This is a genomic window from Sphaerotilus sulfidivorans, from assembly GCF_013426975.1.
GTDB classification, from domain to species: domain Bacteria; phylum Pseudomonadota; class Gammaproteobacteria; order Burkholderiales; family Burkholderiaceae_C; genus Sphaerotilus; species Sphaerotilus sulfidivorans.
In genome coordinates this window covers 58,175-81,703 of record NZ_JACCPY010000017.1, presented here as the reverse complement: position 1 = coordinate 81,703, position 23,529 = coordinate 58,175, and the positions used below count along the sequence as shown (strand labels likewise).

Below are 23,529 nucleotides of genomic sequence, written 5' to 3'. Positions count from 1 at the left end.
AGCACCTCTCGCAACTGCTGCCTCAGGCCCAGGCTCTCCCGGTACGCCTCCAGCGCCTGTCCGCCTTGCCCTGCCTTGCGCTGCGCATCTCCCAGCTTGTCCAGCGAGATCGACAGATCCCTCAGCAGCTGCGGGCTGTCTCCCAGCGTCTCGCGCAATCGACGGAATCGAAGCACCTCCTCGGCCATCGTCGCGACATGGGCAGACCACTGCGCCCAATGGATCGCCTCACCGTCGGCGGGCGCCGACGATACGGGCTGCGCCGGCACGGGGTCGACCGGCACCACGGATTGCATGCGGGCCGAATAGGCGCGGACATGCCACAGATCCGGCGCCTCGGTGGCCAGCCGGCTCGACCAGTGCAAGGGCAGGCACAGCACCAGCGGCCGCGCCAGGTCGCGCATCAGCCAAGAGCGGGCTTCGTTGAGGCGCGCCACGCTGTGGTGACGGGCCCGTTCCCAAGGCGCCAGGGCATTTTCAGCGTCTGGCGCGGTGCAGAGGTCCAGCCATACGGGCACCTGAACGTCCGGCAGGCGGGCACGGTGCTGCTCCAGCTCCGAAAAGACATGCTCGACCGCCGATTCGGCGTCAGGCGGGCGGATGACGGTGATGGCGGCCGTGCGCCACTGCCAGGCGTCGGCGAGTCGCTGCTGCAATCGCAGCAATTCGCGTGTCTGGTCGGTGAAGACGACACACAGACAGAAACCCTCGGCCCACTCGATGTGGAGCCGCATCTCCTGCCAGACCTGGTCGGCATCCACCGCCGCGCTCAGGCAGGCTGGGGCAGATAGGGCGCCACCTGGTCGTGCAGCAGGTACTGCACCTCGCACCAGTCGCCGATGCCGTTGCGGTACGACAGGATCAGCCCGCCATCGAACAGCCGTGCCACCTTGTGCAGGTTGTCCATGCTGTCGAGCGCGACCCCGTGGCGCACGCGCACCTGCGCCAGGTGCTTCAGGTCGTCCTCGGCCAGCGGCATCTCGTCGCGCAGCGTGCGCTCGGCAGTGGCGGGCAAGCTGTCATCCGGCAGGGGCAAGGCCGGCCGGATCACCGTCGCCTTGGCACAGACGGACTTGATGAGCCGGAAATAGTCGCGCACGCTGCCGCTGGACGCCAGCGCCAGCCGCTCCAGCATCGGCAGCGGAATGATCTCCTCGATCCGCGGGAAACGTCGCTGCACGCTCTGCACCATCCCGGCAATGCCCGGTGCATGCGGCGTGACGGGCTGGGCGCCCTTGGTCAGATCCGGTGTCGTGAACACCTTCACATGGGGCAGCTTGCACACATCCACCCCGAGATACCCGCCGATGCGCGGCACCAGGAACGGCAGGAAGGGCGGCACGCTGTAGACGGTGTGGACATGCTCCAGCTTGAGGTACTGGCCGCTCACGTCGAAGACCTGGATGATGGCCTCGTAGCACTCCTTGGCATTCGGCCCGGACACGCGCAGGCGTTCCAGCGAGTCGAGGATCAGCACCACCTCCATCTGCACGCCACGCAGGCGCTTGATGTCGTCGACCACCGAGGCGATGAAGCGCTTGACCTCCTCGAACCAAGCCCCTCGCGACGACTCCAGCGCCCGCTGCACCTCCGCCCGGAAGCTCGGGTTGTCGCGCAGCTGCGCCGTGAAGCTCACCTCGCCGCCGAGTTGCTCACTGGCCCTGGCCGACAGCTTGCCACCCAGGCCGGTCAGGTTGATCTCGGTGCGCGTCAGCCAGTCCCACAGGCGGCGGGCATAGGTGTGCTGCCCGGCCGTGCTGCCCAGATCCCGATCGGCCTGATCCGCCAGGGCGGCGGCCAGCGACACCAGCAGCGATTCGAGCTTGACCGCCTCGCCCAGGTTGAGCCGCTTCTCCATGTCGGCGACGACCACGTAGTAGTCGCCGGTCTGGCGCAGGTCATGCGCCATGCGGCGCAGCTCCGTCGATTTGCCGACCCCGCGGTGACCGGTGAACAGCCAGGTGCCAGGGCGATCCGACAGCTCGATGTTGGCCCGCAGCTCGTCCACCGGCGAGATCCCGCCGTCGCAATGCAGATTGGCGACATAGAGCGCGGCATCTGCAGGGTCGTCCAGATTCAGCTCCCGCTCGAAATCCAGCGCGCGGTAGAGAGTCTTGACATCGGAGAGCTGGGCCATCGAACGCCTCCGCTGGCTCAGGCCAGCTCTTCCTTGCGCAGACTCACGATCGGCGCCAGCACCGTCGGCAGCGCCTGCATCTGCGCCAGCGCGGCGCGCATCGCGCCTTCCTGGGTCTCGTGCGTCAGGATGATGACGTCGGTCTGGTGCTCGCCCTCGTTGGACTCGCGCTGCAGCACCGCATCGATCGAGATGTCGGAGGCAGCCAGGATCGAGGTGATCGACGACAGCACGCCCTTCTGGTCGGCCACGCGCAGGCGCAGGTAGAAGGCGGTGCGCACCTGATCGATCGACAGCACCGGCGTGTCGCGCAGCTCGTCGGCCTGGAAGGCCAGATGCGGCACGCGGTGGTCGGGGTCGGCGGTGTGCAGGCGGGTGATGTCGACCAGGTCGGCGATCACCGCCGAGGCGGTCGGCTCGGAGCCGGCGCCCTTGCCGTAGTAGAGCGTCGTGCCCACCGCGTCGCCCTGCACCATCACCGCGTTCATCGCGCCCTCGACATTGGCGATCAGGCGCTTGGCCGGCACCAGCGTCGGGTGCACGCGCAGCTCGATGCCGCCGACGTCGTCGCGGCGCTTGGCGATGCCCAGCAGCTTGATGCGGTAGCCGAGCTGCTCTGCATAGCGGATGTCGGCCGCGGCCAGCTTCGTGATGCCCTCGACATGCGCCTTGTCGAACTGCACCGGAATGCCGAAGGCCAGCGCGCTCATCAGCGTCGCCTTGTGCGCGGCGTCGACGCCCTCGATGTCGAAGGTCGGGTCGGCCTCGGCATAGCCCAGGCGCTGCGCTTCCTTCAGCACCACGTCGAAGTCCAGGCCCTTGTCGCGCATCTCCGACAGGATGAAGTTGGTCGTGCCGTTGATGATGCCGGCGACCCACTGCACCTGGTTGGCGGTCAGGCCCTCGCGCAGCGCCTTGATGATCGGGATGCCCCCGGCCACCGCGGCCTCGAAGGCCACCATCACGCCCTTGGCGCTGGCCGCTGCGAAGATCTCGGTGCCGTGCACCGCCAGCAGCGCCTTGTTGGCGGTGACCACATGCTTGCCGGCGTTGATGGCTTCGAGCACCAGCGCGCGGGCGATGCCATAGCCGCCGATCAGCTCGATGACGATGTCGATCTCGGGATTGGCGATGATCTCGCGCGCATCGGCCACGACGCGGGCGCGGTCGCCGACGATCTCGCGGGCGCGCTCGACGTTCAGGTCCGCCACCATCGTGATCTCGATGCCGCGGCCCGCGCGACGGCGGATCTCTTCCTGGTTGCGAGTGAGCACGTTGAAGGTGCCGCTACCGACAGTACCGATGCCCAGCAGGCCGACTTGGATGGGTTTCATGCGAACGGGTGGCGCTTGTGACTGCGCCGTCTCTTGGGTGAGAAACTGCACCGGAGTTCCGACGGTGCAGGCGAGAGAGGAGCGAGAGAAACGAGACAGGAGGCGGCTGAGCGCGCAGGCTCAGGCGCCATGCCGCCGGCGATAGCCGTCGAGGAAGCGGGCGATGCGCCCGATCGCGTCGGTCAGGTCGTCGGAGTTCGGCAGGAAGACGAGGCGGAAATGGTCCGGCGTCGGCCAGTTGAAGCCGGTGCCCTGCACGATCAGCACCTTCTCCTCGGCCAGCAGCTCGTAGGCGAACTGCTGGTCGTCCTGGATCGGGTACATCTTCGGGTCCAGGCGCGGGAACATGTAGAGCGCCGCCTTGGGCTTGACGCAGGACACGCCCGGGATCTCGGTCAGCAGCCGGTGCGCCAGATCGCGCTGGCGGCACAGCCGACCGCCCGGCGCGACCAGGTCCTTGATGCTCTGGTAGCCGCCCAAGGCGGTCTGGATCGCCAGCTGGCCCGGCGTGTTGGCGCACAGCCGCATCGAGGCCAGCATGTTCAGGCCCTCGATGTAGTCGCGCGCATGGCGCTTGTCGCCCGAGACCACCATCCAGCCGGCGCGGTAGCCGCAGGAGCGGTAGTTCTTCGACAGGCCGTTGAAGGTCAGGATCAGCACATCGTCGGCCAGCGAGGCGATGCTGGTGTGGCTGTGGCCGTCGAACAGCGTCTTGTCGTAGATCTCGTCGGCGAAGACGATCAGCTGGTGCTGGCGGGCGATCTCGATCAGCCCCTGCAGCACCGGCTCCGGATAGAGCGCGCCGGTCGGATTGTTCGGGTTGATGATCACCAGCGCCTTGGTGCGCGGGGTGATCTTGGCGCGGATGTCGTCGAGGTCGGGCATCCACTCCGACGACTCGTCGCAGAGGTAGTGCACCGGGCGGCCGCCCGACAGCGCCACCACCGCGGTGTAGAGCGGATAGTCGGGCGAGGGGATCAGCACCTCGTCGCCGTCGTCGAGCAGCGCGTTCATCGCCATCGAGATCAGCTCGGAGGCGCCGTTGCCCAGGTAGACGTCGTCGACGGTCACGCCGCGGATGCCCTTCTCCTGGGTGTAGTGCACGACCGACTTGCGCGGCGCGAACAGGCCCTTGGAGTCGGTGTAGCCGGCCGCGTGCGGCAGGTTGCGGATCATGTCCTGCACGATCTCGTCGGGCGGCTCCAGCCCGAACACCGCCAGGTTGCCGATGTTGAGCTTGATGATCTTGTGGCCCTCCTCCTCCATCTGGCGGGCCTTTTCCAGCACCGGGCCACGGATGTCGTAGCACACGTTGGCGAGCTTGCCGGACTTGGCGACGGTCTTGAGCACGAGGGATCCTGTTCGCGATGTAGAGGAGGAAAGCGCCGGAGAAACGGTACGGGACGCAGGGGGACAGCCGGGGCGGCCATTGTCGGCCAAAGGCTAGAATTTAGCGCATCCTGCCCCTGCCGCCCTGCCGTGAAACTCCAGCCCGACCGACTCGATGGCGTCAACGCCATCTTCAGCACCGCCACCGACGCCGTCTCGATCAACAACCAGAGCGCGCTGGTGCAGTGGCGCAGCAGCGTCATCGTGCCTTGGCGCGGCGAGGTGGTCGCCTGGCCGCGCAGCCGCGTCGAGGAGCTGCAGCGCGAGGACTTCGACGCGCTGCTGGCGCTGAAGCCGGAGCTGGTGATCTTCGGCAGCGGCCGCACGCTGCGCTTCGTTCATCCGTCGATCACCCGCGGCCTGATCGAGGCGCGCATCGGCATCGAGTGCATGGACACCGCCGCCGCCTGCCGCACCTACAACGTGCTGGTCAGCGAAGGCCGGCGTGCCGTGGCGGCGCTGATCATCGGCTGAAATCCCCCGCCCGGACGAAGCCGGGCACGTCAGAACGAGCCTTGAACTGGCAGTATAATGATGGGCTTATCCCCATCAGGGATCCACAAGACTACAGAACTTGCATGACGCCCGCTCTCAACAAACCTCTGCCGGAATTTGAAGCGAATGCAACCGGTGGCGTGAAGTTCACCCCCCAGGCTTTCCTCGGCAAGACGGTGGTGCTGTATTTCTACCCGAAGGACAGCACGCCCGGCTGCACCACCGAAGCGATGCAGTTCCGCGACCACCACAAGGACTTCGCCAACGCGGGCGCGGTGGTCTTTGGCGTGTCGCGCGACAACATGGCCTCGCACGACAAGTTCAAGCAGAACCTCGAGCTGCCCTTCGAGCTGATCGCCGACACCGAAGAGAAGCTTTGCCACATGTTCGGCGTCGTGAAGAACAAGATCATGTACGGCAAGAAGGTCAAGGGCATCGAGCGCTCGACCTTCCTGATCGACCCCGAAGGCCTGCTGCGCACCGAATGGCGCGGCATCAAGGTCGCCGGTCATGTCGAGGACGTCCTGAAGGCTGTTCAGGAGCTGAAGAAGCCGGCTTGAGCCGGATTGAGTCGGATTGGTACCGTGACAGCGGGCCTTGGCGCCTGCAGCGTCCTGTGCATAATGGGTTCATGCGCGTAAGCCCTGAACCGCATTCCCCGATCGAGAAGCCGCCCAGCTTGCTGTGCGGCTTTTTCTTTTCACGTTGACGCTTTCGCTCATGCCTCTGCCCAAACCCCCTGCCAAGCGCGGCTCCGTCCTCGACCCTTCCGCCTTCGACGCCCAGTCGGCGCCGAAACCGTCACGACGCTCGCTGCCCAAGCCAGCCGCCGTCGAGGACAGCAGCGCACTCGAACTCCAGCCGCCACAGCAGCCGGTGGCCGCGCCGCCGATCACCGCGGCGATCGCTCTTCCGGTGCCGGTCGAGGCCAAGGCGCCAGCTTCAGCGGCCACGCCGGTCAAGCCGGCACGTGCGCCCCGCGCCAAGGCAGCGGCCGCAGCTGCAGCCGCTGCACCGACCCCGGCGACCCGGCCCCGTCGCAACCGCGCCAGCACCGGCGGCCCGGCCAAGCTCTTCGTGCTCGACACCAATGTGCTGATGCACGACCCGATGTCGCTGTTCCGCTTCGAGGAGCATGACGTCTACCTGCCGATGATCACGCTCGAGGAGCTGGACGGCCACAAGAAGGGCATGAGCGAGGTCTCGCGCAACGTGCGCCAGGTCAGCCGCGAGCTCGACGCGCTGGCCGCCAGCCAGGGCGATGCCAAGGACTTCGACCCGGGCGCCGGCATCGCGCTGGCGCGCACCGGCCACCGCGAGGCCGGCGGCAAGCTGTTCTTCCAGACCACCTTCGTCGACTTCAAGCTGCCCGACGGCCTGCCGCAGGGCAAGGCCGACAACCAGATCCTCGGCGTGGTGCAGGCGCTGCGCACGCAGCAGCCCGAGCGCGAGGTCGTGCTGGTGTCGAAGGACATCAACATGCGCATCAAGGCCCGCGCGCTGGGCCTGGCTGCCGAGGACTACCTCAACGACAAGACGCTCGAAGACGCCGACCTGCTCTACACCGGCGTGCTGCAGCTGCCGGGCGACTTCTGGGAGCGCCACGGCAAGACGATGGAGAGCTGGCAGCAGGCCGGCTCGACCTTCTACCGGATCAGCGGGCCGCTGGTGCCCTCGCTGATGATCAACCAGTTCGTCTATCTGGAGAGCCCGGGCAACGCGCCGCTCTACGCGCGCGTCACCGAGATCACCGGCAAGACCGCCGTCATCCGCACGCTCAAGGACTTCACCCACGCGAAGAATTCCGTCTGGGGCGTGACCGCGCGCAACCGCGAGCAGAACTTCGCGCTGAACCTGCTGACCGACCCGGACTGCGACTTCATCACGCTGACCGGCACCGCCGGCACCGGCAAGACCCTGATGACGCTGGCCGCCGCGCTCAGCCAGGTGCTGGACGAGCGCCGCTACACCGAGATCATCGTCACCCGGGTGACGGTGCCGGTCGGCGAGGACATCGGCTTCCTGCCCGGCAACGAGGAGGAGAAGATGAGCCCGTGGATGGGCGCGCTCGACGACAACCTGGAGGTCCTGGCGCGCGGCGACACCAGCGCCGGCGAATGGGGCCGCGCGGCGACCAACGATCTCGTGCGCAGCAAGATCAAGATCAAGAGCCTGAACTTCATGCGCGGGCGCACCTTCCTGAACAAGATCGTCATCATCGACGAGGCGCAGAACCTGACGCCGAAGCAGATGAAGACGCTGATCACCCGCGCCGGCCCCGGCACCAAGATCATCTGCCTGGGCAACCTGGCGCAGATCGACACGCCCTACCTCACCGAGGGCTCGTCCGGCCTGACCTTCGCGGTCGACCGCTTCAAGGGCTGGCCGCACGCGGGCCACATCACGCTGGCACGCGGCGAGCGCTCGCGGCTGGCGGACTTCGCCTCCGAGGTGCTCTGACCGGTCTGCAGGCTCGGCCGACGAGCCTGCCATCACCCCGCAAGGGAGGTGCGATGCACCTCCCTTTTTTATGGTCGACTCTTGGTCGATTCGTGAGCTTTCGCACACATGAAACCGACATGAACCCAAGACACGCCAGCGTGCAGCACCTAAGCGAGTGTGAGATCGATCACTGCCGGGGGCCTGCAGCCGGTGTCAGCATGAAAGAAACAGGCCGTGGGTGGCGTGATCAGGTACGAAAATGTTTACCATTCGAAGTGATCAACCATCGCCATAGTCCATAACAGCAACAAGGCGTGATCCGGCTGAGGGGGGGCTCGCAAGAGCGGCCGAGGACGGATGATGCCGTTTCGAGCACATCACCACACATGCCATCCGGTCATGATGACCCGTCGGCGGCTTCGGCGCATCTTGCGCTGATCGCCGGCCATTGCGATCAGGCCGCAGCCCTGGCTCACGAGATGCTGGCCAGCGCCAAGCTGGGCGGCATGCTGCCCCGGCAGGCGGACGCCTTCCTGATCCTGGCTCGCGCCGAACTTCACCGCGAGCCGCCCTCGCCCGAGCTGGCCCTGGCCCAGGCCCGGCAGGCCGGGCATCTCTTCCATCTGGTCGGCGATGCGCGGCAGGAGTCGGATGCCCTGGCGCTGGCGGCGCTGCTGCTGACCCGGCTGGGCCGCTTCGAGGAAGCGATCGAGAACGCGACGCTGGCGGTCCGGCTGGCCGAGAGCCTGCCGGACGGCGCGCACACCGCAGTCGCCTACCACCATCTCGGCCTGGCCACCCATGCCCGCGACAGCGACTATGCCCGCCGGGCCCTGCTGCGCAGCATCGCGCTGGCACAGCAGCACTGCGGCGGTGAAGCCGCCACCGCCCAGCCGCGCCTGCAGCTGCTGCTGGGCGAGCTCTACCGGTTGGAGCAGTGCCGCCAGTCGGGCCAGCCGGCGCGCATCGACCCGATCGCGTTCGACATGCTGCAGGCGCTGCGCCAGATCCTGGCCAGCGGCACCGAGGCCCCGGCGCTGACGCCCCAGCCGGGCGGAGCCCAGCTGGCCGCGCTGCTGCCGCTGATCGAGACCGGAATCGGCTCTTTCCTGGCATCGGACGAGACGCTGCCCGCCGGACTGGCACCGCTGCAGGACGCCACCCGCACGCCGCCTGACCCTCTCCGGCCGGAGAGCCTGCGCGGACTGGCGGCCTGGATCTTCGCGCGCCGGGCGCTCGAGCGCGGCCAGCTCGCGCAGGCGCAGGCGTGCATCGCCGAGCTGCTCGACCCGGCCCTGCCGCGCGCCGATCAGCGTCTGGTGCAGACCGCACACCACCTGCACATCACCCTGCTCGAGCAGCAGGGGCGGCATGACGAGGCGCTGGCGGCCTTTCGCCGGCTGCGCGCCGATCAGCTGCTGCAGGACCGCGAGAACATGGCCTCGCGCGAACGCACCGCCACGCTGCGCATGGCCTGGCGCCAGCAGTCGCGCGCACTCGCCGAGCTGCGAACCAGCTCGCGCCAGTTCGAGCGGCTCTCGCTGGAAGATCCGCTGACCGGTCTGGCCAACCGCCGCCAGGTCGAGCGCGTGGCCGCCACGCTGCTGCAGCGCCTGCGCGACGAGCGCGAGCAGGCCGCGCCCTGGTGCCTGGTGATGATCGACATCGACCGCTTCAAGCAGATCAACAACCAGCATTCGCATGTGATCGGCGACGAGGTGCTGCGCGCGATGGCGCGACTGCTGCGCCATGTGCTGCGCCAGCACGATCTGGCTGCCCGGCTGGCCGGCGACGAGTTCGTGCTGATCCTGCCCGACACCGACGAGAACCTCGCCCGGCAGGTGATCGAGCGGCTGCGCGGCGAGATCTGCCGCCACGACTGGAGCGCGATCGCGCCCGGCCTGGCGGTCAGCGCCAGCCTGGGGCTGGCCGGCGCACGCGCCGAGGACAGTCTGGCCACGCTGATGCAGCGCAGCGACCTGCTGATGTACGCCGACAAGGCGCGGCGCGACCGGCCGCCCTTGCCGCCGTCGGTCTGAGCGCGGGCCAGGCGGCCCGCGCTCGCCCCAGACTCAGGCGTCCTCGCCGCCGGTCAGCAGCGGCAGCGCGCCGCCGGCCGAGCCGCCCAGCAGGCCGGCCTTGCCGTACAGGCCCAGCTTGGCGCGGGTGTCGCTGATGTCGAGGTTACGCATGGTCAGCTGGCCGATGCGGTCCAGCGGCGTGAACGCGGCGTCCTCCACCTTCTCCATCGACAGGCGCTCCGGCGCGTAGGTCAGGTTCGGGCTGTCGGTGTTCATGATGGTGTAGTCGTTGCCGCGGCGCAGCTCCAGCGTCACCTCGCCGGTGATCGCGCTGGCGACCCAGCGCTGCGCGGTCTCGCGCAGCATCATGGCCTGCGAGTCGAACCAGCGGCCGTGGTAGAGCAGCTTGCCCAGCACGCGGCCGTTGGCGCGGTACTGCGCCAGCGTGTCCTCGTTGTGGATGCCGGTGGCCAGGCGCTCGTAGCAGATGTGCAGCAGCGCCATGCCCGGGGCTTCGTAGATGCCGCGGCTCTTGGCCTCGATGATGCGGTTCTCGATCTGGTCGCACATGCCCAGGCCGTGGCGACCGCCGATGCGGTTGGCTTCCTCGAACAGCGCGACCAGGTCGGGGAAGGTCTGGCCGTTGAGCGCCACCGGCACGCCTTCCTCGAAGCGCACCGTCACGGTCTCCCGCTTGACCTCGACGTCGTCGCGCCAGAAGGCCACGCCCATGATGGGTTTGACGATGTGCATGCCGGCGTTCAGGAACTCCAGGTCCTTGGCCTCATGGGTCGCGCCCAGCATGTTCGAGTCGGTGGAATACGCCTTCTCGACCGACATCTTGTAGTCGAAGCCGTTCTTGATGAGGTATTCGCTCATCTCTTTGCGGCCGCCCAGCTCGTCGATGAAGGTCTGGTCCAGCCAGGGCTTGTAGATCTTCAGCGCCGGGTTGACCAGCAGGCCGTAGCGGTAGAAGCGCTCGATGTCGTTGCCCTTGTAGGTCGAGCCGTCGCCCCAGAGGTTGACGCCATCCTGCTTCATCGCGGCCACCAGCATCGTGCCGGTCACGGCGCGGCCCAGCGGGGTGGTGTTGAAGTAGGTGGCGCCGCCGGTGGTGATGTGGAAGGCACCGGACTGGATCGCGGCGATGCCCTCGGCCACCAGCGCGGCGCGGCAGTCGATCAGGCGGGCGATCTCGGCGCCGTAGGCCAGGGCCTTGCGCGGGATGTCCTCGTAGTCGCTCTCGTCGGGCTGGCCGAGGTTGGCGGTGTAGGCGCAAGGGACGGCGCCCTTGGCGCGCATCCAGTGCACGGCGGCCGAGGTGTCGAGACCGCCCGAGAAGGCGATGCCGACCTTCTGGCCGGCGGGGAGGTTTTGCAGGATGGTGGCAGACATGGCGCTGTTGACGGTCGCGACGGCCGCGACGACGAAGAACGGGATGAATCCACGATTGTCGCAAACTTGGGGCCCGGATCGAAAGCGCCGTCGCACGCGGCGCGCATGCCCCCATGGCCAGGTGCCAGGCACGGCTGGGCTAGACTGGCGCCGGGTGCCGGGCCGCAGGAGCCGTCAGGCAGGTATCACGCGAAGGTCGGGCCGCCTCGCGGGCCCTGCCCTTGGAGCGTCCGCGCATGACCCTGTCCGCGCCAGCCACCCCCGTCGAGCTGCTTGCCACCACCCTGTTCGCCATCGCGCTGCTGCACACCTTTGCGGCCAAGCAGTTCGAGCGCCTGGCCCACCGCCACCCCCGCCACGAAGGCGTCTTCCATCTGCTCGGCGAGGTCGAGGTCGTCTTCGGCTTCTGGGCCATCGTGCTGGTGCTGACGATGGCCCTCAGTGCCGGCGGCGACACCGCGCTGCAGTACGCCGAGTCGCGCAACTACACCGAACCGCTGTTCGTCTTCGTCGTGATGGTGATCGCCGGCTCGCGGCCGATCCTGGAGGCGGTGATGCGCACGGTGGCGGTGCTGTCGGCGCGGGCCGGCCGGGACGCGGCCCCACTGGCGGGCGCCTGGCTCGGGCTGGCGGCGGTGCCGCTGCTGGGCTCGCTGATCACCGAGCCGGCGGCGATGACCATCGCCGCGCTGCTGCTGGCCCCGCGCGTCTTCCGGCCGGACGTGCCGGAGCGGCTGAAGTATCTGGCCCTGGGCGTGCTGTTCGTCAACATCTCGATCGGCGGCACGCTGACCGCCTATGCCGCGCCGCCGGTGCTGATGGTCGCCGGTCCCTGGGGCTGGGACAGCGCCTTCATGCTGTCGACCTTCGGCTGGAAGGCGGCGGTGGCGGTGCTGATCAACGCCAGCGCAGCGGTCTGGATGCTGCGCCGGCACCTGATCGCACGGCCCGGCCTGCCCGCGGACGAGCCACCCGCCCGGCGCCCGGTGCCGTGGACGGTCACCGCGGTGCATGCCGCGCTGCTGGCCGGCGTGGTGCTGACCGCCCACCATCCGGTCGCCTTCCTCGGCCTCTTCCTGCTCTTCCTGGGCTTCACCCAGGCCTATGCACGCCATCAGGATCCGCTGCTGATCAAGGAGGCGCTGCTGGTGGGCTTCTTCCTGGCCGGGCTGGTGGTGCTTGGCGGCCTGCAGCGCTGGTGGCTGCAGCCGCTGGTGTCGGGGCTGGAGCCGATGGCGCTCTTCTTCGGCGCGGTCAGCCTGACGGCGATCACCGACAACGCCGCGCTCACCTACCTGGGCGCGCAGATCTCCGGCATCAGCGAGGCCGCGAAATACATGCTAGTGGCCGGTGCGGTGGCCGGCGGCGGCCTGACGGTGATCGCCAACGCGCCGAACCCGGCGGGTGCGGCGCTGCTGCGCCGTGGCTTCCTGGACGAGTCGATCGGCGCGCTCGGCCTGCTGGCCGGTGCACTGGCACCGACGCTGGTGGCGATGGGCGCCTTCCTGCTGCTCTGAGCGCTGCGGCAGGCGTGGATTCCCGCCTGCGCGCACCGCAGAACGACTGACTGACTATTCGAGCGCATCCTCCGACCAGATCTCGTCGGCGAACTTCGCTGCGGCATAGCCCATGATCCACTGGCCGCTGCGCACGAAATAGATCGGGCCATCCACGCCACGGTCATTCAGGAAGGCATCAAAGAGACTGACGCCGGCCAGCAGGTTGTCGCGCGAGAAGACCTCGACCACCCGGGCGGAATCCTTCTCGAAGACAGCCCGGGCCTTGGCGCTGGCCTTCGCGGACGGACGGTAGTTGGCCCAGCTTCGGTCATTGAGCGCGCCAAGAAAACGGCGCACATCGCTGCGCTCGAGCCTGACGAAGTCGCGAGCGCCCTGGTCGGGCCGCATGAAGGTGGCCAGGCTCCAGCCCGCGCCACCGATCCAGAAGACCTTCTTGCGGTTCATGACCCCCGGCAGCCGCGAGGAGATGTCCCGCAGGGCGGGCCGCACCGCGGAATCGACGGTCGAGCCCAGTGCACGGGAGAAGTCGGCCCCGCCGTCTGCCGCCTTCTTCGTCAGCGACACGCTGCCGTAAGGCAGATCGGCGGCACGGAAACGCCCTTCTCCCCGATAGCCGATCTTGGTGTTGGAACTGCCGATGTCGACCAGCACCGCCTGCGGCCAGTCCTTCTTCGGAATCGAGGAAATGAAGCCGAACTCGGCTTCCTGCTCGGCGGTGATGAAATCCATCGCACCGATGTCGATGCGCTGGGCCACCGCCTCGGCCAGACTGGCGGTGTTCTTGGCGAGCGCCACACCGCTGCTGCCCACGGCAAAGGCCTTGCAGCCCTCGCTGAGCCCGCGCATCTCCTTGATCACGGCGGCGACCGCATCGGCCGTCTCGGCGATCGCCGCCGCGCCCAGCTCGCCGTCCTTCATGCTGGCGATGATCGTGGTGTTGATGTCCTTCGAGAAGGACACGCGCAGCGAGGACTCCGAATCCTTGACACCGAACTCGAAGATTCTCGCCTTGACCCCCTTGGAGCCGACCTCGACGCCGCAGTAGATGCGGGATTGCGCCTGGGCCGGCGCCGCATGCAGGCACGACAGCGCCAGCAAGGCAGCGCCGCAAAAGGAAGTCATGAAACGCATGGTGGTCATCGCCCTTCTGTCTCCGCAGGACTCAGGATTCAGCACATGTCGAAATGAGGGATCGACATCGACAGGAATTCGTCGACCCGATTCAGTCAGTCACCGATCGCCGTCGTGAACGCCACGAATGAAACCGGTCGCCTGCCGCCATCCTTGTGAATGCCGAGAAAATCGGGGCGACCATCGCTGTCCACGTCATGCCATGACCGGGACACCTTGTCGCTGCGGGGGTTGATGTAATACCGGACATCGTAATAAGGCTCGGCCCCGCGCTCTGGCGCCCGGGTGCTGACATACAGGATGCGATCTTTTTCAGGATCGTCCGGCGTCAGCAAGGCGGCATTGGCCCGCCCCGTGCAACCGATGTCCATGACCACGATCTTGCCTGGCACTTTCTTCGATGGGCGCTCCTCGAGGGTGCGGGGTTCACATTTCTCTTCCGACTCCTGGGCCTGTCCATTCTCGGCCTTCGCGGAACGGGACGGCGCTGTCACCTGATGCTCGCCGCGCGAGGCCCGCTGCAGGAAAGCCTGCACCTCGTTGACCGCCACAGCGAAGTTGAGGTTCTGTGCGTCTCTACGAGAGAAGGTGTTGACCCCCACCAAGGCACCTGTACTGGAAATCAAGGGACCGCCTGAATTGCCTTGACTGATCGGAGCCTGGGTCTGGACGACATCCGCCACGAACGACGGAGCAAGCTGTTCTTTTTCACGGATCTGGCTTACCACGCCATTGGTGTAGGACCAGAGAATGCCTCGGGGATGTCCGATGGCATGGACTGTCTGACCGACCTCGACATCCTTCAGGCTGCCGATCGGCAAGGGCTTCAGCCCGGCGGGCGGTGACACGAGCGAGACCAGCGCCAGATCCTTGGTCGGATCAACCGCACGGACATGCAGCGCCAGAATGGGCGTGTCCTTGCCGATACTGACTTTTCCTTCAGGCTTGAGAACGGCAAAACATCTGTCGCTGCCCTCGATCACATGGGCATTGGTCAGGATCAATCCACTCTCAGCGATGATAGACCCCGCACCCAAAAAACCACCCGCGGACTTCCCGGATTTCTGGCATTCGATATAGACCACCGAGCGCACGCTGCGCGCATACACGGAACTGCCTGAGGGCTCCGGCGCGACACGCCCCTCCGTCACCGGTGCGGGTGCAACCGGGTTCGGCGACACATTCGGCACGTTCGGCAGATTGCGGGGGCTGGGTGAATTCTGGGCCTGAGCCGTCATCCAGCAGCCAGACAGTATGATGGCGATAATGCCCGCCGTGAGCCCTGCCGTGTTCACGTTTTGATGCATGGTGATCCCTGTTTCTTTTCCATCCCGATGGCAAACCATATCCAGCGCTCGGGCAAAGATCAAGGACAGGCAAACAACGCATGACTTTGGTCACAGATGACTTTGGTGACTGGCCATCGGCACGCGGTGGCCTCAGATTCGGCGGGAAAGGTCCGCCAGCCATGAAATTCACCTCGTCACAAGGAGTCACGATGGCCTCCCCGCGATCCGCACGCGCACGCGCACGCCTGGCTGTGTCCGCTGTTCTGGCCGCGCTGATGTTTGCCGCCAGCGGGATGCAAGCGGCCAGCGCCCAACTGGTCGACACCCGCATCCTGTTCGCCAACAGCAAGTGCAAATACCCGATCCGCTTCCTGATCCACCACAAGGACAGCGACAACCCGCACCATCCCCATGCCTGGTACCACTTCAGACCCTGGGAGGAGAAGCGCCTCCAGGCCAATGATGTCGTGCTGAGACAGATCGTCGGCCAGCCGTTGTATCTGTTCGCGGAAACGATCCAGGAGCCGGGTGTGCCCGGGCTGATCTGGGGCGGCGACGATGCCATCGCCACGCTCAACGATGTGGGCTATCGACTGCGCCGGGTCAGCCTGACCGTCAACAGCCGCGGTGAACTGGAGTTCGAGTTCAACTGCCCCGGCACCTGATGAGGCGCTGACACCGCCGCCCATCCGGCATTCATGCCTTGACCTGTCCCCATCGTGGCGCACGCATCGCAGGCGACGCCCGATTCAAGCGGCGCAGATGCACTGCAATAGTGCATTCCGGGGTTCACCAGACGTGTTTCCGGCCTGAACACGAGCCATGCAGACAGGCACGCATCCTGCTTGTCACCGTTTGACGCAAGCAAGGTAGCTCCGGCATCCGCTACCCCCAGCCTCTGCCAACGACGGCAGGGCGCGCACGCGCCGCACGGACCGGGCCTGATCGTTCATCGATCGCTGCCCCGTCGTCCGCGCCTTCTTCCCTTTCTTTCCCTCTCTCTCCGTTTCCCGGTGCGCCTGCGCTCGTCCCTCGAGCCGAGCCGGCCTCCCGGACGGAACCTTCGACGGCCGGGTTCTTCCGGTCCGTCATCACGGAGACCGCATGAAGATCGTCGTCGTCGGCCACGGCATGGTGGGCCACAAGTTTCTGGAAAGCCTCCACGAGGCCGGTGTGAAGGATGCCGAAGTCACGGTGCTGTGCGAGGAGCCGCGCGCCGCCTATGACCGCGTGCACCTGTCGGAGTTCTTCTCCGGCAAGAGCGCCGAGGACCTGTCGCTGGTGGCGCCCGGCTTCTTCGAGCAGAGCGGCTACACGCTGCGGCTGAAGTCGCAGGCGGTGAAGATCGAGCGCCGCGACAACACCGTCACCACCGCCGACGGCGAGGTGCTGCCCTACGACCGCCTGGTGCTGGCCACCGGCTCCTATCCCTTCGTTCCGGGCGTGCCGGGGCGCGACCGCGCCGACATCTTCGTCTACCGCACGATCGAGGATCTGGAAGGCATGAAGGCCTGCGGCGCGCGCTCGAAGAGCGGCGTGGTGGTCGGCGGCGGCCTGCTGGGGCTGGAATGCGCCAAGGCGCTGCGCGACCTGGGGCTGCAGACGCATGTGGTCGAGTTCGCGCCGCGGCTGATGGCGGTGCAGGTCGACGAGGCCGGCGGCCGGGTGCTGCGCACCAAGATCGAGGAACTCGGCGTGCAGGTGCACACCGGGCGCAACACCGTCGAGATCGTCGACGGCGCCACCGCGCGCCACCGCATGGTCTTCGCCGACGGCACCTGGCTGGAGACCGACATGATCGTGTTCTCCGCCGGCATCCGCCCGCGCGACGAGCTGGCGCGCCAGAGCCTGCTGCCGGTGGGCGCACGCGGCGGCGTCGCCATCGACAGCCAGTGCCGCACCGCCGACCCCGCGGTCTACGCGATCGGCGAATGCGCCGCCTGGAACGACCAGACCTTCGGCCTGGTCGCGCCCGGCTACGACATGGCCCGCGTGGTGGCCAGGCAGATCGCCGGCGATGCCTCGGCCGCCTTCACCGGCGCCGACATGAGCACCAAGCTCAAGCTGATGGGCGTGGACGTGGCCTCGATCGGCGATGCGCACGCCAGGACACCGCACTGCAAGACCTTCAGCTACACCGACGAGATCCGCCAGATCTACAAGAAGATCGTGGTCAGCGCCGATGGCAAACAGCTGCTGGGCGCGGTGCTGATCGGCGACGCGGCCGAATACGGCACGCTGCTGCAGATGGCGCTCAACGGCATCGCGCTGCCGGCCGACCCCGAGTTCCTGATCCTGCCCTCGGGCGAAGGCAAGGAAAAGCCGGGCCTGGGCCCGGACGCGCTGCCGGACTCGGCGCAGATCTGCTCGTGCAACAACGTCACCAAGGGCCAGATCTGCGAGGCCGTCGGCAACGGCGCCACCACCATCGCGCTGCTGAAGGCCGGCTGCAAGGCCGGCGCCACCTGCGGCGGCTGCGTGCCGCTGGTCACGCAGGTGATGAAGTCGGAGATGGCCAAGCGCGGCATGGCGGTCAACAACCACCTCTGCGAGCACTTCGCCTATTCGCGCCAGGAGCTGTATCACCTGGTGCGCGTCGGCCAGATCAGGAGCTTCGAGGAACTGCTCGAGAAGCACGGCAAGGGCCTGGGCTGCGACATCTGCAAGCCGGCCGCCGCCAGCGTGCTGGCCTCGGTCTGGAACGACTTCGTGCTGAAGCCCGAGCTGGCCGCGCTGCAGGATTCCAACGACTACTTCCTCGGCAACATCCAGAAGGACGGCACCTATTCGGTGGTGCCGCGCATGCCGGGCGGCGAGGTCACGCCCGACGGCCTGATCGCGGTCGGCACGGTGGCCAAGAAGTACGGCCTCTACACCAAGGTGACCGGCGGCGCGCGGGTCGACATGTTCGGCGCGCGGCTGGAGCAGCTGCCGCTGATCTGGGAGGAGCTGATCGCCGCCGGGTTCGAATCGGGCCACGCCTACGGCAAGTCGCTGCGCACGGTGAAGAGCTGCGTCGGCTCGACCTGGTGCCGCTATGGCGTCGACGATTCGGTCGGTCTGGCCGTCGAGCTGGAGAACCGCTACAAGGGCCTGCGCGCGCCGCACAAGATCAAGTTCGGCGTCTCGGGCTGCACCCGGGAATGCGCCGAGGCCCAGGGCAAGGACGTGGGCGTGATCGCCACCGACAAGGGCTGGAACCTGTATGTGTGCGGCAACGGCGGCATGAAGCCCCGCCACGCCGAGCTGATCGCCTCGGACCTGAGCAAGGCCGAGCTGATCCGCCTGATCGACCGCTTCCTGATGTTCTACGTGCGCACCGCCGACCGCCTGCAGCGCACCAGCACCTGGCGCGACAACATGGAAGGCGGCCTGGACTACCTCAAGAGCGTGCTGATCGACGACCGGCTGGGCCTGGCGGCCGAGCTGGAGGCGCAGATGCAGAGCGTGGTCGACACCTACCAGTGCGAATGGAAGACCGCGGTGACCACGCCGGCGGTGCGGGCGCGCTTCAGGAGCTTCGTCAACAGCGACAAGGCCGACGAGCGCATCGTCTTCGTCGAGGAGCGCGGCCAGATCCGTCCGGCCCGCCCCGAGGAGCGCGAGACCGCCGCCCTGACGGCCGCCGACGCCACCGACCGCACCACCGCCTGAGCCCGGAAGCCCGAGATGAGCCTTGACACCCTGAACTGGACCGCCGTCTGCGCGGTCGACGAGATCCTGCCCAACACCGGCGTGTGCGCCCTGGTCGAGGGCCGCCATGTCGCGGTCTTCCGCGTCGGCCCCGATCGTTTCTTCGCCATCGACAACATCGACCCGAAGTCCGGCGCCAGCGTGCTGTCGCGCGGCCTGGTCGGCAGCCTGGGCGAGCAGATCGTCGTGGCCTCGCCGCTGTACAAGCAGCACTACGACCTGAGCACCGGCGCCTGCCTGGAGCAGCCCGAGCTGTCGGTGCGCGCGCACGCGGCGCGGGTCGAGGCCGGCCGCGTGCTGGTGAGGCTGGCGAGCTGATTCGGCTGCGACCGTGAATTCAAAAGCCGGCGGGAGCCGGCTTTTTTCATGGGGCAAATCGCGTCGTCGTCAGTACCTGAACACACCTTTGCAGGCTGGACAGACGAAGTCGATGGCGTCGGCGGCAGCGGTCAGCGAATGACGGCAGGTCGGGCATGTGACGACCTTCGAGGGCGCGGGTTGCTGGCTTGGAATTGGAGCAATTGGAGCGGCGGGGGCGCTCTCGGGCGCGGCCGAAGGCTTGGGCGCTTTTTTCGATGGCGCAGGGGCTTTCAACTGCGGAATTTCCGAGATGCCGGGCCAGCGAGCGGCGGAAATTCCCCGCTCCTTGAGGTGAGCGATGAGCGGGTCGAAGCCGTTGTCTTTTGAAATGATGTGGAATGCTGCAGACGGATATCGTGCCGACAACTGCCCGATCCAGAACGCGATGTGGAAGTCCAAGGCGTTCTTGCCGTTTCCTGAGATCTTGACGTAGGCCGCGTCCGATCCCATTGGTTGAAGCGCCGCAGCCATCTCGAATGGCACTTTGGTCTGGCTGGCACCAACGAACACGATGACGCCAAACTTGGCCTGCGCAACCGAAGCCAGCATGCCTGGCTGCACATTCTCGAAGTCGACAAGTATGAAATTGCTGGTCATTTGTGAAGGTCTATGCAGTGGGCGTTGACGCCCGCACTCGGTCATCGCCACGCGCAATGATAGAATATCGCGCGAAATTCAGGTTTGAGTTCGAACGTTTATTGACACCCGGGTATTATAATGCGCGCTTGAGCCTACCAGGCCCCCGCAACAAAATCTATCTGAGCTTGAATTCTGCACACTCCAACTATTTTATAATTTGTTCTGTTGATTCAACAAATGCATCACAATACTCTTCTATTCTGCGTGGTTTTTTGGGGGTTGGCTCCATAAGAAACCGACCAACAGTGAAACCCGGCGGGAGTTTGGCGATTGACTTTTTCGCTTTCGCCAAGCGATTAAAATCCTGAACACATTTTTCCGACGAGTGAGCAACTCTATTTCTTATTAAAGTTGCCTCTCGGATTAAATTTTTATTATGATCCACCAACTCAGAATATGGTTTACCGTCAACAAAGAACAATGCGGCACGATTTTCCAAATGTTTTAAATTACTCCACGACAGATAATCTCTGCCTATTTTAAAGTCACTGGATCCGTTTAATAAATTGTACGCTGTTTGGATATTTTTGCACCCAGTGATGTTTAGTTTTGGAGCATATCCATTAGATGTTTTTGCCCCACACAAATACCGCACAAATGACTCTTCTAAAAAATCTTCCCACGCCGCGACAATTTTTAAAAAAGAAAGCCCAACAATTTGATGCGCTTGATTAGGATGCAATGGATTTACCGAAAATCCATCGCACGAATAATCAACATAAGGGTAAACGGCAGACAAAAGGTTAATTGCGCTGCTAAAGGCTGTATTGAAATTTTTAATTGCAACATCTACTTTTATCATTTTTATTTAGAGTAAGAAATTAATTCAAAATTGAAGGCATCATCTTGTCGGAACTTTTTCTCCAACGAATGACAGGCCCATGCGCTGCGCAGAGGATTGCATCAGTTTCTCGGGATCGATCTGGCCAACCATCACCCGCGCATGTATTTCATCAGGGTCAGCGGCACAGACAGCAGCAGCAAAGACCGGTTGTAGTTTTGCAGTCCGCACCTTGTTCTCCCTGTCAGTCGCTGGTTTCGTGTGCATTGACTGGATCGCTTGGACACTAATCAGGCGGGTTTCAGAAAAACTCGCCCGAAGAGGTTTTTTGGCTTTGTGAGGATGTCTTTTTTATTTTGAGCGGGCCAGCCCAGAATAATGAAATGACAGGTCAAATTCTGAATCGCTGAGCAGGGTCCGATTGAGCGAATTGTTAGACTTCTTTCGTGCTGAGCTTTTTGACGGAAATCACATTTGTTGAGAATATTTCGCTAATTCGGGCGTATAGGTAACCTTCATTCCCGTGCGGGAGCAAGTGAGTGTTACCTCATGTTCAGCATCGATATCAAGCGGGTCACCACGCAACCCTTGCCACATTGCCAAGTAAAGCAGTGATCCGTATTTCTGCGCTTGCTTTGTAGCGCGCTCGATACCACCCTTCCAAGGGAGGACAATCAATTCTCCATTGATCGCCGCTGCGGCAAGACTGGGATCTTCGCAGGCCTTCTCTCGCCCACGTTGCCAGCACGAAATTAGGCCGCCATCAGGACCTTCCCATCTTTCCTGCCAGGTCAGAGACGCGTGAGTGGGGTCCACTTCGACTATTTTGATTCGCATGGTGTAGTCACGCAGGATTGGAAGACAACGAGTTTGCCCAGCGATCTTCGTGAACGACGAGCAAAGACGCGCCCGCGCGCTTTAAGGCCATTGCCTTTTCGACTTTCGTCCCGAAGCTGCCGTGCTTCCATTCGGGGCTGCCAAGTCCGCCAACCACAAGGTAATTTAACTTTTTGCTCACTGCCGTTGCCACCTTGCCACCGCGACGCTCAATGGCTTCTGCGCAGAGCGACCGCGGCGCGAATACAAATTCACCTGTTAAGCAGAATGTATGCCCAGAAAAATTTACTGAGGGAACATCATCCAACATCAACTCAGAGACGTGTGTTGTCTGTTGTAATTCTTCAAGCGTACCACCGATCAATTTTTGCAAAGTCTCCAGCAAGTACTTTCTTTCGTCATCGCTCACTACACCATCCGCAAGAACATTTTTTACTCGTGCGTGAACAACGTCACCTGGCCACGACATTGATATATTTTCGTTTTCGTTCAACCAACTATTAAGAAAAGTTATCTCACTGTCATTTAGATGTGCATCGCAAACGAGCCCCTGGGCTATTCCGACGAGCGCACCAAGCGATCGATTCAGATCGTTTTTAAATGCTACGCCTTGGCGAACAAATAAGTTACTCATGGTATATAAAAAGGTCTATCGAATGAAAGGACCCTGTTGCATAAACAAATTTTCTTGCTGAGAAGGCCCAGATGAAGAAAAAAATGCTTAGCATATAGTGCAAGATTGTTGCGCTAGAGTAGAGTTCCGGAAAGAATACAGGTTTATGCAACAAAACCGTGCACCTCCAACCGACCATTATTCCGAGTCACCATAGTCAATTTCAACCTCAAATCTTTCGATAGAGTAGTTGCCATCAGCAATCTCGATTTCAGTAATCCAATCGCGCAGCGGTGTCTCTAAGTACACATCCGAACAGGTCAGGTAGACGTCAACGTCGACGCCATTTTGAGTGGTGAAGCTTTGTGATCCGAGGCTCAACTCTTCCTTGTCGATCCAATCCCACGCAAAGAACTCCACAGAAATGTGGACGTCTACAGTAATAGAAACTTTTAGCTCGACAACCCAAGTGGTGGGTTCGCCCTTCACGGACCAAACATTGACATCCCCCTCGATGCTGTACGCGGCAACGTCTGCGTCATAAAATTCTGATTCGACCCGGTACGACGAACTGGTGTAGATATCCGAGGTATCCCACTGTGAGTTGGCGACGTGTCGATTGATTTTCTCGATGAGAGCGGAGCCCAGCGGTGATCCAGCGTCTGCTATCGCGGCAGCGATCTTTTCTTTGATTGCTTTCGCGTGCTCGTTGGTTGCAGCGAACAGACGGGCTAACTCATCGATGGATTCTACGCAGTACAGCCTATCCGATCTTTCAGCGTACTGCTTCCATCCCTTGTCGTCCGAGGCGATGATGCCGATAGTGTCGTTTTCCTTGGCGTACTGCTCGAGAAGCCATAGGCACATTGCGTCGGGGAACTCGCACTTCTTCTTCTGACTCAGCCCGAATGGAGGTCTCTCAGCAAAGTAGTCGGCGAACAGACTTGCTGCTGCATCTGCACCCGCCGTGGGTAAGACTGCCCCTCGGCACTGCAACGCATAGTCGTGAACTTCTTCGGTGAATCGCTGGGTTGCCACCTCGATCGTGTTCAACTGGTCTATAGAGTCGCGCACCATTAAAGTATCGATTGCCGTTAGACGTTTCAATTCATCAGCCGAGTTTCTTAGCTGCGAGTGTGCCTTGTGCACTGAATTCATGCGATGCTTGACTATCTCGCTGACCACGATCTCCGGCAACTGAAGCCCGATTGACTCTGGCAACTGCTTTGGGAGTTGGTGCAGCGCACCTTGGGTGAAGTTGTAGCCTGCCGCCTGAATGAGATTAGTGTCAATCGAGAAAAATGTAGCCTTTTCCCAGGCTCGTGCGGGAGATAGAGGTTCTTTGGGCATGTTGGATTGTCTATGGTTTGATTGTGGTCGTCTGTGACAACCGCGACTTAAAACCCTACAGTAGGGTTTGACGTTCACGCCGTCTTTGCGACAGCAAACCAGC

20 protein-coding genes are annotated in these 23,529 nt (G+C 64.1%); 8 read left to right on the top strand and 12 right to left on the bottom strand.

Annotated features, from left to right (window positions below; translation table 11 throughout):
• From HZU84_RS11865 to HZU84_RS11850, 4 genes are all read right to left on the bottom strand, one after another.
• On the bottom strand, positions 1-761 hold a 761-nt coding region (locus tag HZU84_RS11865), incomplete at its 3' end, for a hypothetical protein (RefSeq protein ID WP_219340925.1).
• A gap of 8 nt (positions 762-769) precedes the next feature.
• On the bottom strand, positions 770-2,137 hold the full coding sequence (locus tag HZU84_RS11860; protein WP_149503414.1) for a hypothetical protein: 1,368 nt from the start codon (positions 2,135-2,137) through the stop codon (positions 770-772).
• 17 nt (positions 2,138-2,154) lie between these two features.
• On the bottom strand, positions 2,155-3,471 hold the full coding sequence (locus HZU84_RS11855) for a homoserine dehydrogenase (protein ID WP_149503413.1): 1,317 nt from the start codon (positions 3,469-3,471) through the stop codon (positions 2,155-2,157).
• 120 nt (positions 3,472-3,591) lie between these two features.
• A complete protein-coding gene (locus HZU84_RS11850; protein ID WP_149503412.1) occupies positions 3,592-4,821 on the bottom strand; it encodes a pyridoxal phosphate-dependent aminotransferase in 1,230 nt (409 codons plus the stop codon).
• A 129-nt stretch (positions 4,822-4,950) separates the two neighbouring features.
• Between HZU84_RS11850 and HZU84_RS20980 the strand changes: the two genes are divergently transcribed.
• The 4 genes from HZU84_RS20980 to HZU84_RS11830 all read left to right on the top strand — a co-directional run bounded on the left by HZU84_RS20980 (position 4,951) and on the right by HZU84_RS11830 (position 9,836).
• A complete protein-coding gene (locus HZU84_RS20980; RefSeq protein ID WP_149503411.1) occupies positions 4,951-5,334 on the top strand; it encodes an Mth938-like domain-containing protein in 384 nt (127 codons plus the stop codon).
• Positions 5,335-5,438: 104 nt separating this feature from the next.
• Positions 5,439-5,915: a peroxiredoxin gene (locus HZU84_RS11840; protein WP_149503410.1), complete on the top strand. Its 477-nt coding sequence runs from the start codon at positions 5,439-5,441 to the stop codon at positions 5,913-5,915.
• Between the two features lie 160 nt (positions 5,916-6,075).
• Positions 6,076-7,815 carry a PhoH family protein gene (locus tag HZU84_RS11835; RefSeq protein WP_149503409.1) on the top strand — a complete coding sequence of 580 codons (1,740 nt, stop codon included), beginning with the start codon at positions 6,076-6,078 and terminating at the stop codon, positions 7,813-7,815.
• Between the two features lie 368 nt (positions 7,816-8,183).
• Entirely contained in the window at positions 8,184-9,836 is a 1,653-nt protein-coding gene (locus tag HZU84_RS11830) for a GGDEF domain-containing protein (RefSeq protein ID WP_149503408.1), read from the top strand.
• Positions 9,837-9,869: 33 nt separating this feature from the next.
• On the opposite strand, the gene argG is transcribed toward HZU84_RS11830, so the two are convergent.
• On the bottom strand, positions 9,870-11,213 hold the full coding sequence (gene argG / locus HZU84_RS11825; RefSeq protein WP_149503407.1) for an argininosuccinate synthase: 1,344 nt from the start codon (positions 11,211-11,213) through the stop codon (positions 9,870-9,872).
• 236 nt (positions 11,214-11,449) lie between these two features.
• On the opposite strand from argG, the gene HZU84_RS11820 reads away from it, so the two are divergent.
• Positions 11,450-12,730 (top strand): putative Na+/H+ antiporter, encoded by a 1,281-nt coding sequence (locus tag HZU84_RS11820; RefSeq protein ID WP_149503406.1) that lies wholly within the window; start codon positions 11,450-11,452, stop codon positions 12,728-12,730.
• Between the two features lie 54 nt (positions 12,731-12,784).
• Here HZU84_RS11820 and HZU84_RS11815 read toward each other — a convergent pair whose 3' ends face one another.
• The gene (locus HZU84_RS11815) at positions 12,785-13,855 is read right to left on the bottom strand and encodes a hypothetical protein (protein WP_180692928.1); all 1,071 of its coding nucleotides are present in this window, start codon (positions 13,853-13,855) and stop codon (positions 12,785-12,787) included.
• A 104-nt stretch (positions 13,856-13,959) separates the two neighbouring features.
• Positions 13,960-15,234: a S1C family serine protease gene (locus HZU84_RS11810; protein WP_149503404.1), complete on the bottom strand. Its 1,275-nt coding sequence runs from the start codon at positions 15,232-15,234 to the stop codon at positions 13,960-13,962.
• A gap of 128 nt (positions 15,235-15,362) precedes the next feature.
• Here HZU84_RS11810 and HZU84_RS11805 point away from each other — a divergent pair, with 128 nt between their 5' ends.
• From HZU84_RS11805 to nirD, 3 genes are all read left to right on the top strand, one after another.
• Complete coding sequence (locus HZU84_RS11805; protein ID WP_149503403.1) at positions 15,363-15,818, top strand: hypothetical protein; 456 nt, start codon at positions 15,363-15,365, stop codon at positions 15,816-15,818.
• A gap of 439 nt (positions 15,819-16,257) precedes the next feature.
• Positions 16,258-18,807, top strand: coding sequence for a nitrite reductase large subunit NirB (gene nirB, locus HZU84_RS11800; RefSeq protein ID WP_149503402.1), 2,550 nt, complete (start codon positions 16,258-16,260; stop codon positions 18,805-18,807).
• A 15-nt stretch (positions 18,808-18,822) separates the two neighbouring features.
• Positions 18,823-19,164 carry a nitrite reductase small subunit NirD gene (gene nirD, locus HZU84_RS11795; protein ID WP_149503401.1) on the top strand — a complete coding sequence of 114 codons (342 nt, stop codon included), beginning with the start codon at positions 18,823-18,825 and terminating at the stop codon, positions 19,162-19,164.
• A gap of 69 nt (positions 19,165-19,233) precedes the next feature.
• On the opposite strand, the gene HZU84_RS11790 is transcribed toward nirD, so the two are convergent.
• The 5 genes from HZU84_RS11790 to HZU84_RS11770 all read right to left on the bottom strand — a co-directional run bounded on the left by HZU84_RS11790 (position 19,234) and on the right by HZU84_RS11770 (position 23,426).
• Positions 19,234-19,803 (bottom strand): PIN domain-containing protein, encoded by a 570-nt coding sequence (locus HZU84_RS11790; protein WP_149503400.1) that lies wholly within the window; start codon positions 19,801-19,803, stop codon positions 19,234-19,236.
• Between the two features lie 187 nt (positions 19,804-19,990).
• Positions 19,991-20,647, bottom strand: coding sequence for a hypothetical protein (locus HZU84_RS11785; protein ID WP_149503399.1), 657 nt, complete (start codon positions 20,645-20,647; stop codon positions 19,991-19,993).
• 447 nt (positions 20,648-21,094) lie between these two features.
• Entirely contained in the window at positions 21,095-21,463 is a 369-nt protein-coding gene (locus tag HZU84_RS11780) for a hypothetical protein (protein ID WP_149503398.1), read from the bottom strand.
• Between the two features lie 7 nt (positions 21,464-21,470).
• Complete coding sequence (locus HZU84_RS11775; RefSeq protein ID WP_149503397.1) at positions 21,471-22,097, bottom strand: BRCT domain-containing protein; 627 nt, start codon at positions 22,095-22,097, stop codon at positions 21,471-21,473.
• A 177-nt stretch (positions 22,098-22,274) separates the two neighbouring features.
• On the bottom strand, positions 22,275-23,426 hold the full coding sequence (locus HZU84_RS11770; protein WP_149503396.1) for a PIN domain-containing protein: 1,152 nt from the start codon (positions 23,424-23,426) through the stop codon (positions 22,275-22,277).
• Positions 23,427-23,529 lie beyond the last annotated feature (103 nt).

Coding starts and splice junctions, on each gene's coding strand:
- HZU84_RS11860 (WP_149503414.1), bottom strand. CDS start 2,137: ATGGCCCAGCTCTCCGATGTCAAGACTCTCTACCGCGCGCTGGATTTC.
- HZU84_RS11855 (WP_149503413.1), bottom strand. CDS start 3,471: ATGAAACCCATCCAAGTCGGCCTGCTGGGCATCGGTACTGTCGGTAGC.
- HZU84_RS11840 (WP_149503410.1), top strand. CDS start 5,439: ATGACGCCCGCTCTCAACAAACCTCTGCCGGAATTTGAAGCGAATGCA.
- HZU84_RS11835 (WP_149503409.1), top strand. CDS start 6,076: ATGCCTCTGCCCAAACCCCCTGCCAAGCGCGGCTCCGTCCTCGACCCT.
- HZU84_RS11830 (WP_149503408.1), top strand. CDS start 8,184: ATGCCATCCGGTCATGATGACCCGTCGGCGGCTTCGGCGCATCTTGCG.
- argG (WP_149503407.1), bottom strand. CDS start 11,213: ATGTCTGCCACCATCCTGCAAAACCTCCCCGCCGGCCAGAAGGTCGGC.
- HZU84_RS11820 (WP_149503406.1), top strand. CDS start 11,450: ATGACCCTGTCCGCGCCAGCCACCCCCGTCGAGCTGCTTGCCACCACC.
- HZU84_RS11815 (WP_180692928.1), bottom strand. CDS start 13,855: ATGACTTCCTTTTGCGGCGCTGCCTTGCTGGCGCTGTCGTGCCTGCAT.
- HZU84_RS11805 (WP_149503403.1), top strand. CDS start 15,363: ATGGCCTCCCCGCGATCCGCACGCGCACGCGCACGCCTGGCTGTGTCC.
- nirB (WP_149503402.1), top strand. CDS start 16,258: ATGAAGATCGTCGTCGTCGGCCACGGCATGGTGGGCCACAAGTTTCTG.
- nirD (WP_149503401.1), top strand. CDS start 18,823: ATGAGCCTTGACACCCTGAACTGGACCGCCGTCTGCGCGGTCGACGAG.
- HZU84_RS11790 (WP_149503400.1), bottom strand. CDS start 19,803: ATGACCAGCAATTTCATACTTGTCGACTTCGAGAATGTGCAGCCAGGC.
- HZU84_RS11785 (WP_149503399.1), bottom strand. CDS start 20,647: ATGATAAAAGTAGATGTTGCAATTAAAAATTTCAATACAGCCTTTAGC.
- HZU84_RS11780 (WP_149503398.1), bottom strand. CDS start 21,463: ATGCGAATCAAAATAGTCGAAGTGGACCCCACTCACGCGTCTCTGACC.
- HZU84_RS11775 (WP_149503397.1), bottom strand. CDS start 22,097: ATGAGTAACTTATTTGTTCGCCAAGGCGTAGCATTTAAAAACGATCTG.
- HZU84_RS11770 (WP_149503396.1), bottom strand. CDS start 23,426: ATGCCCAAAGAACCTCTATCTCCCGCACGAGCCTGGGAAAAGGCTACA.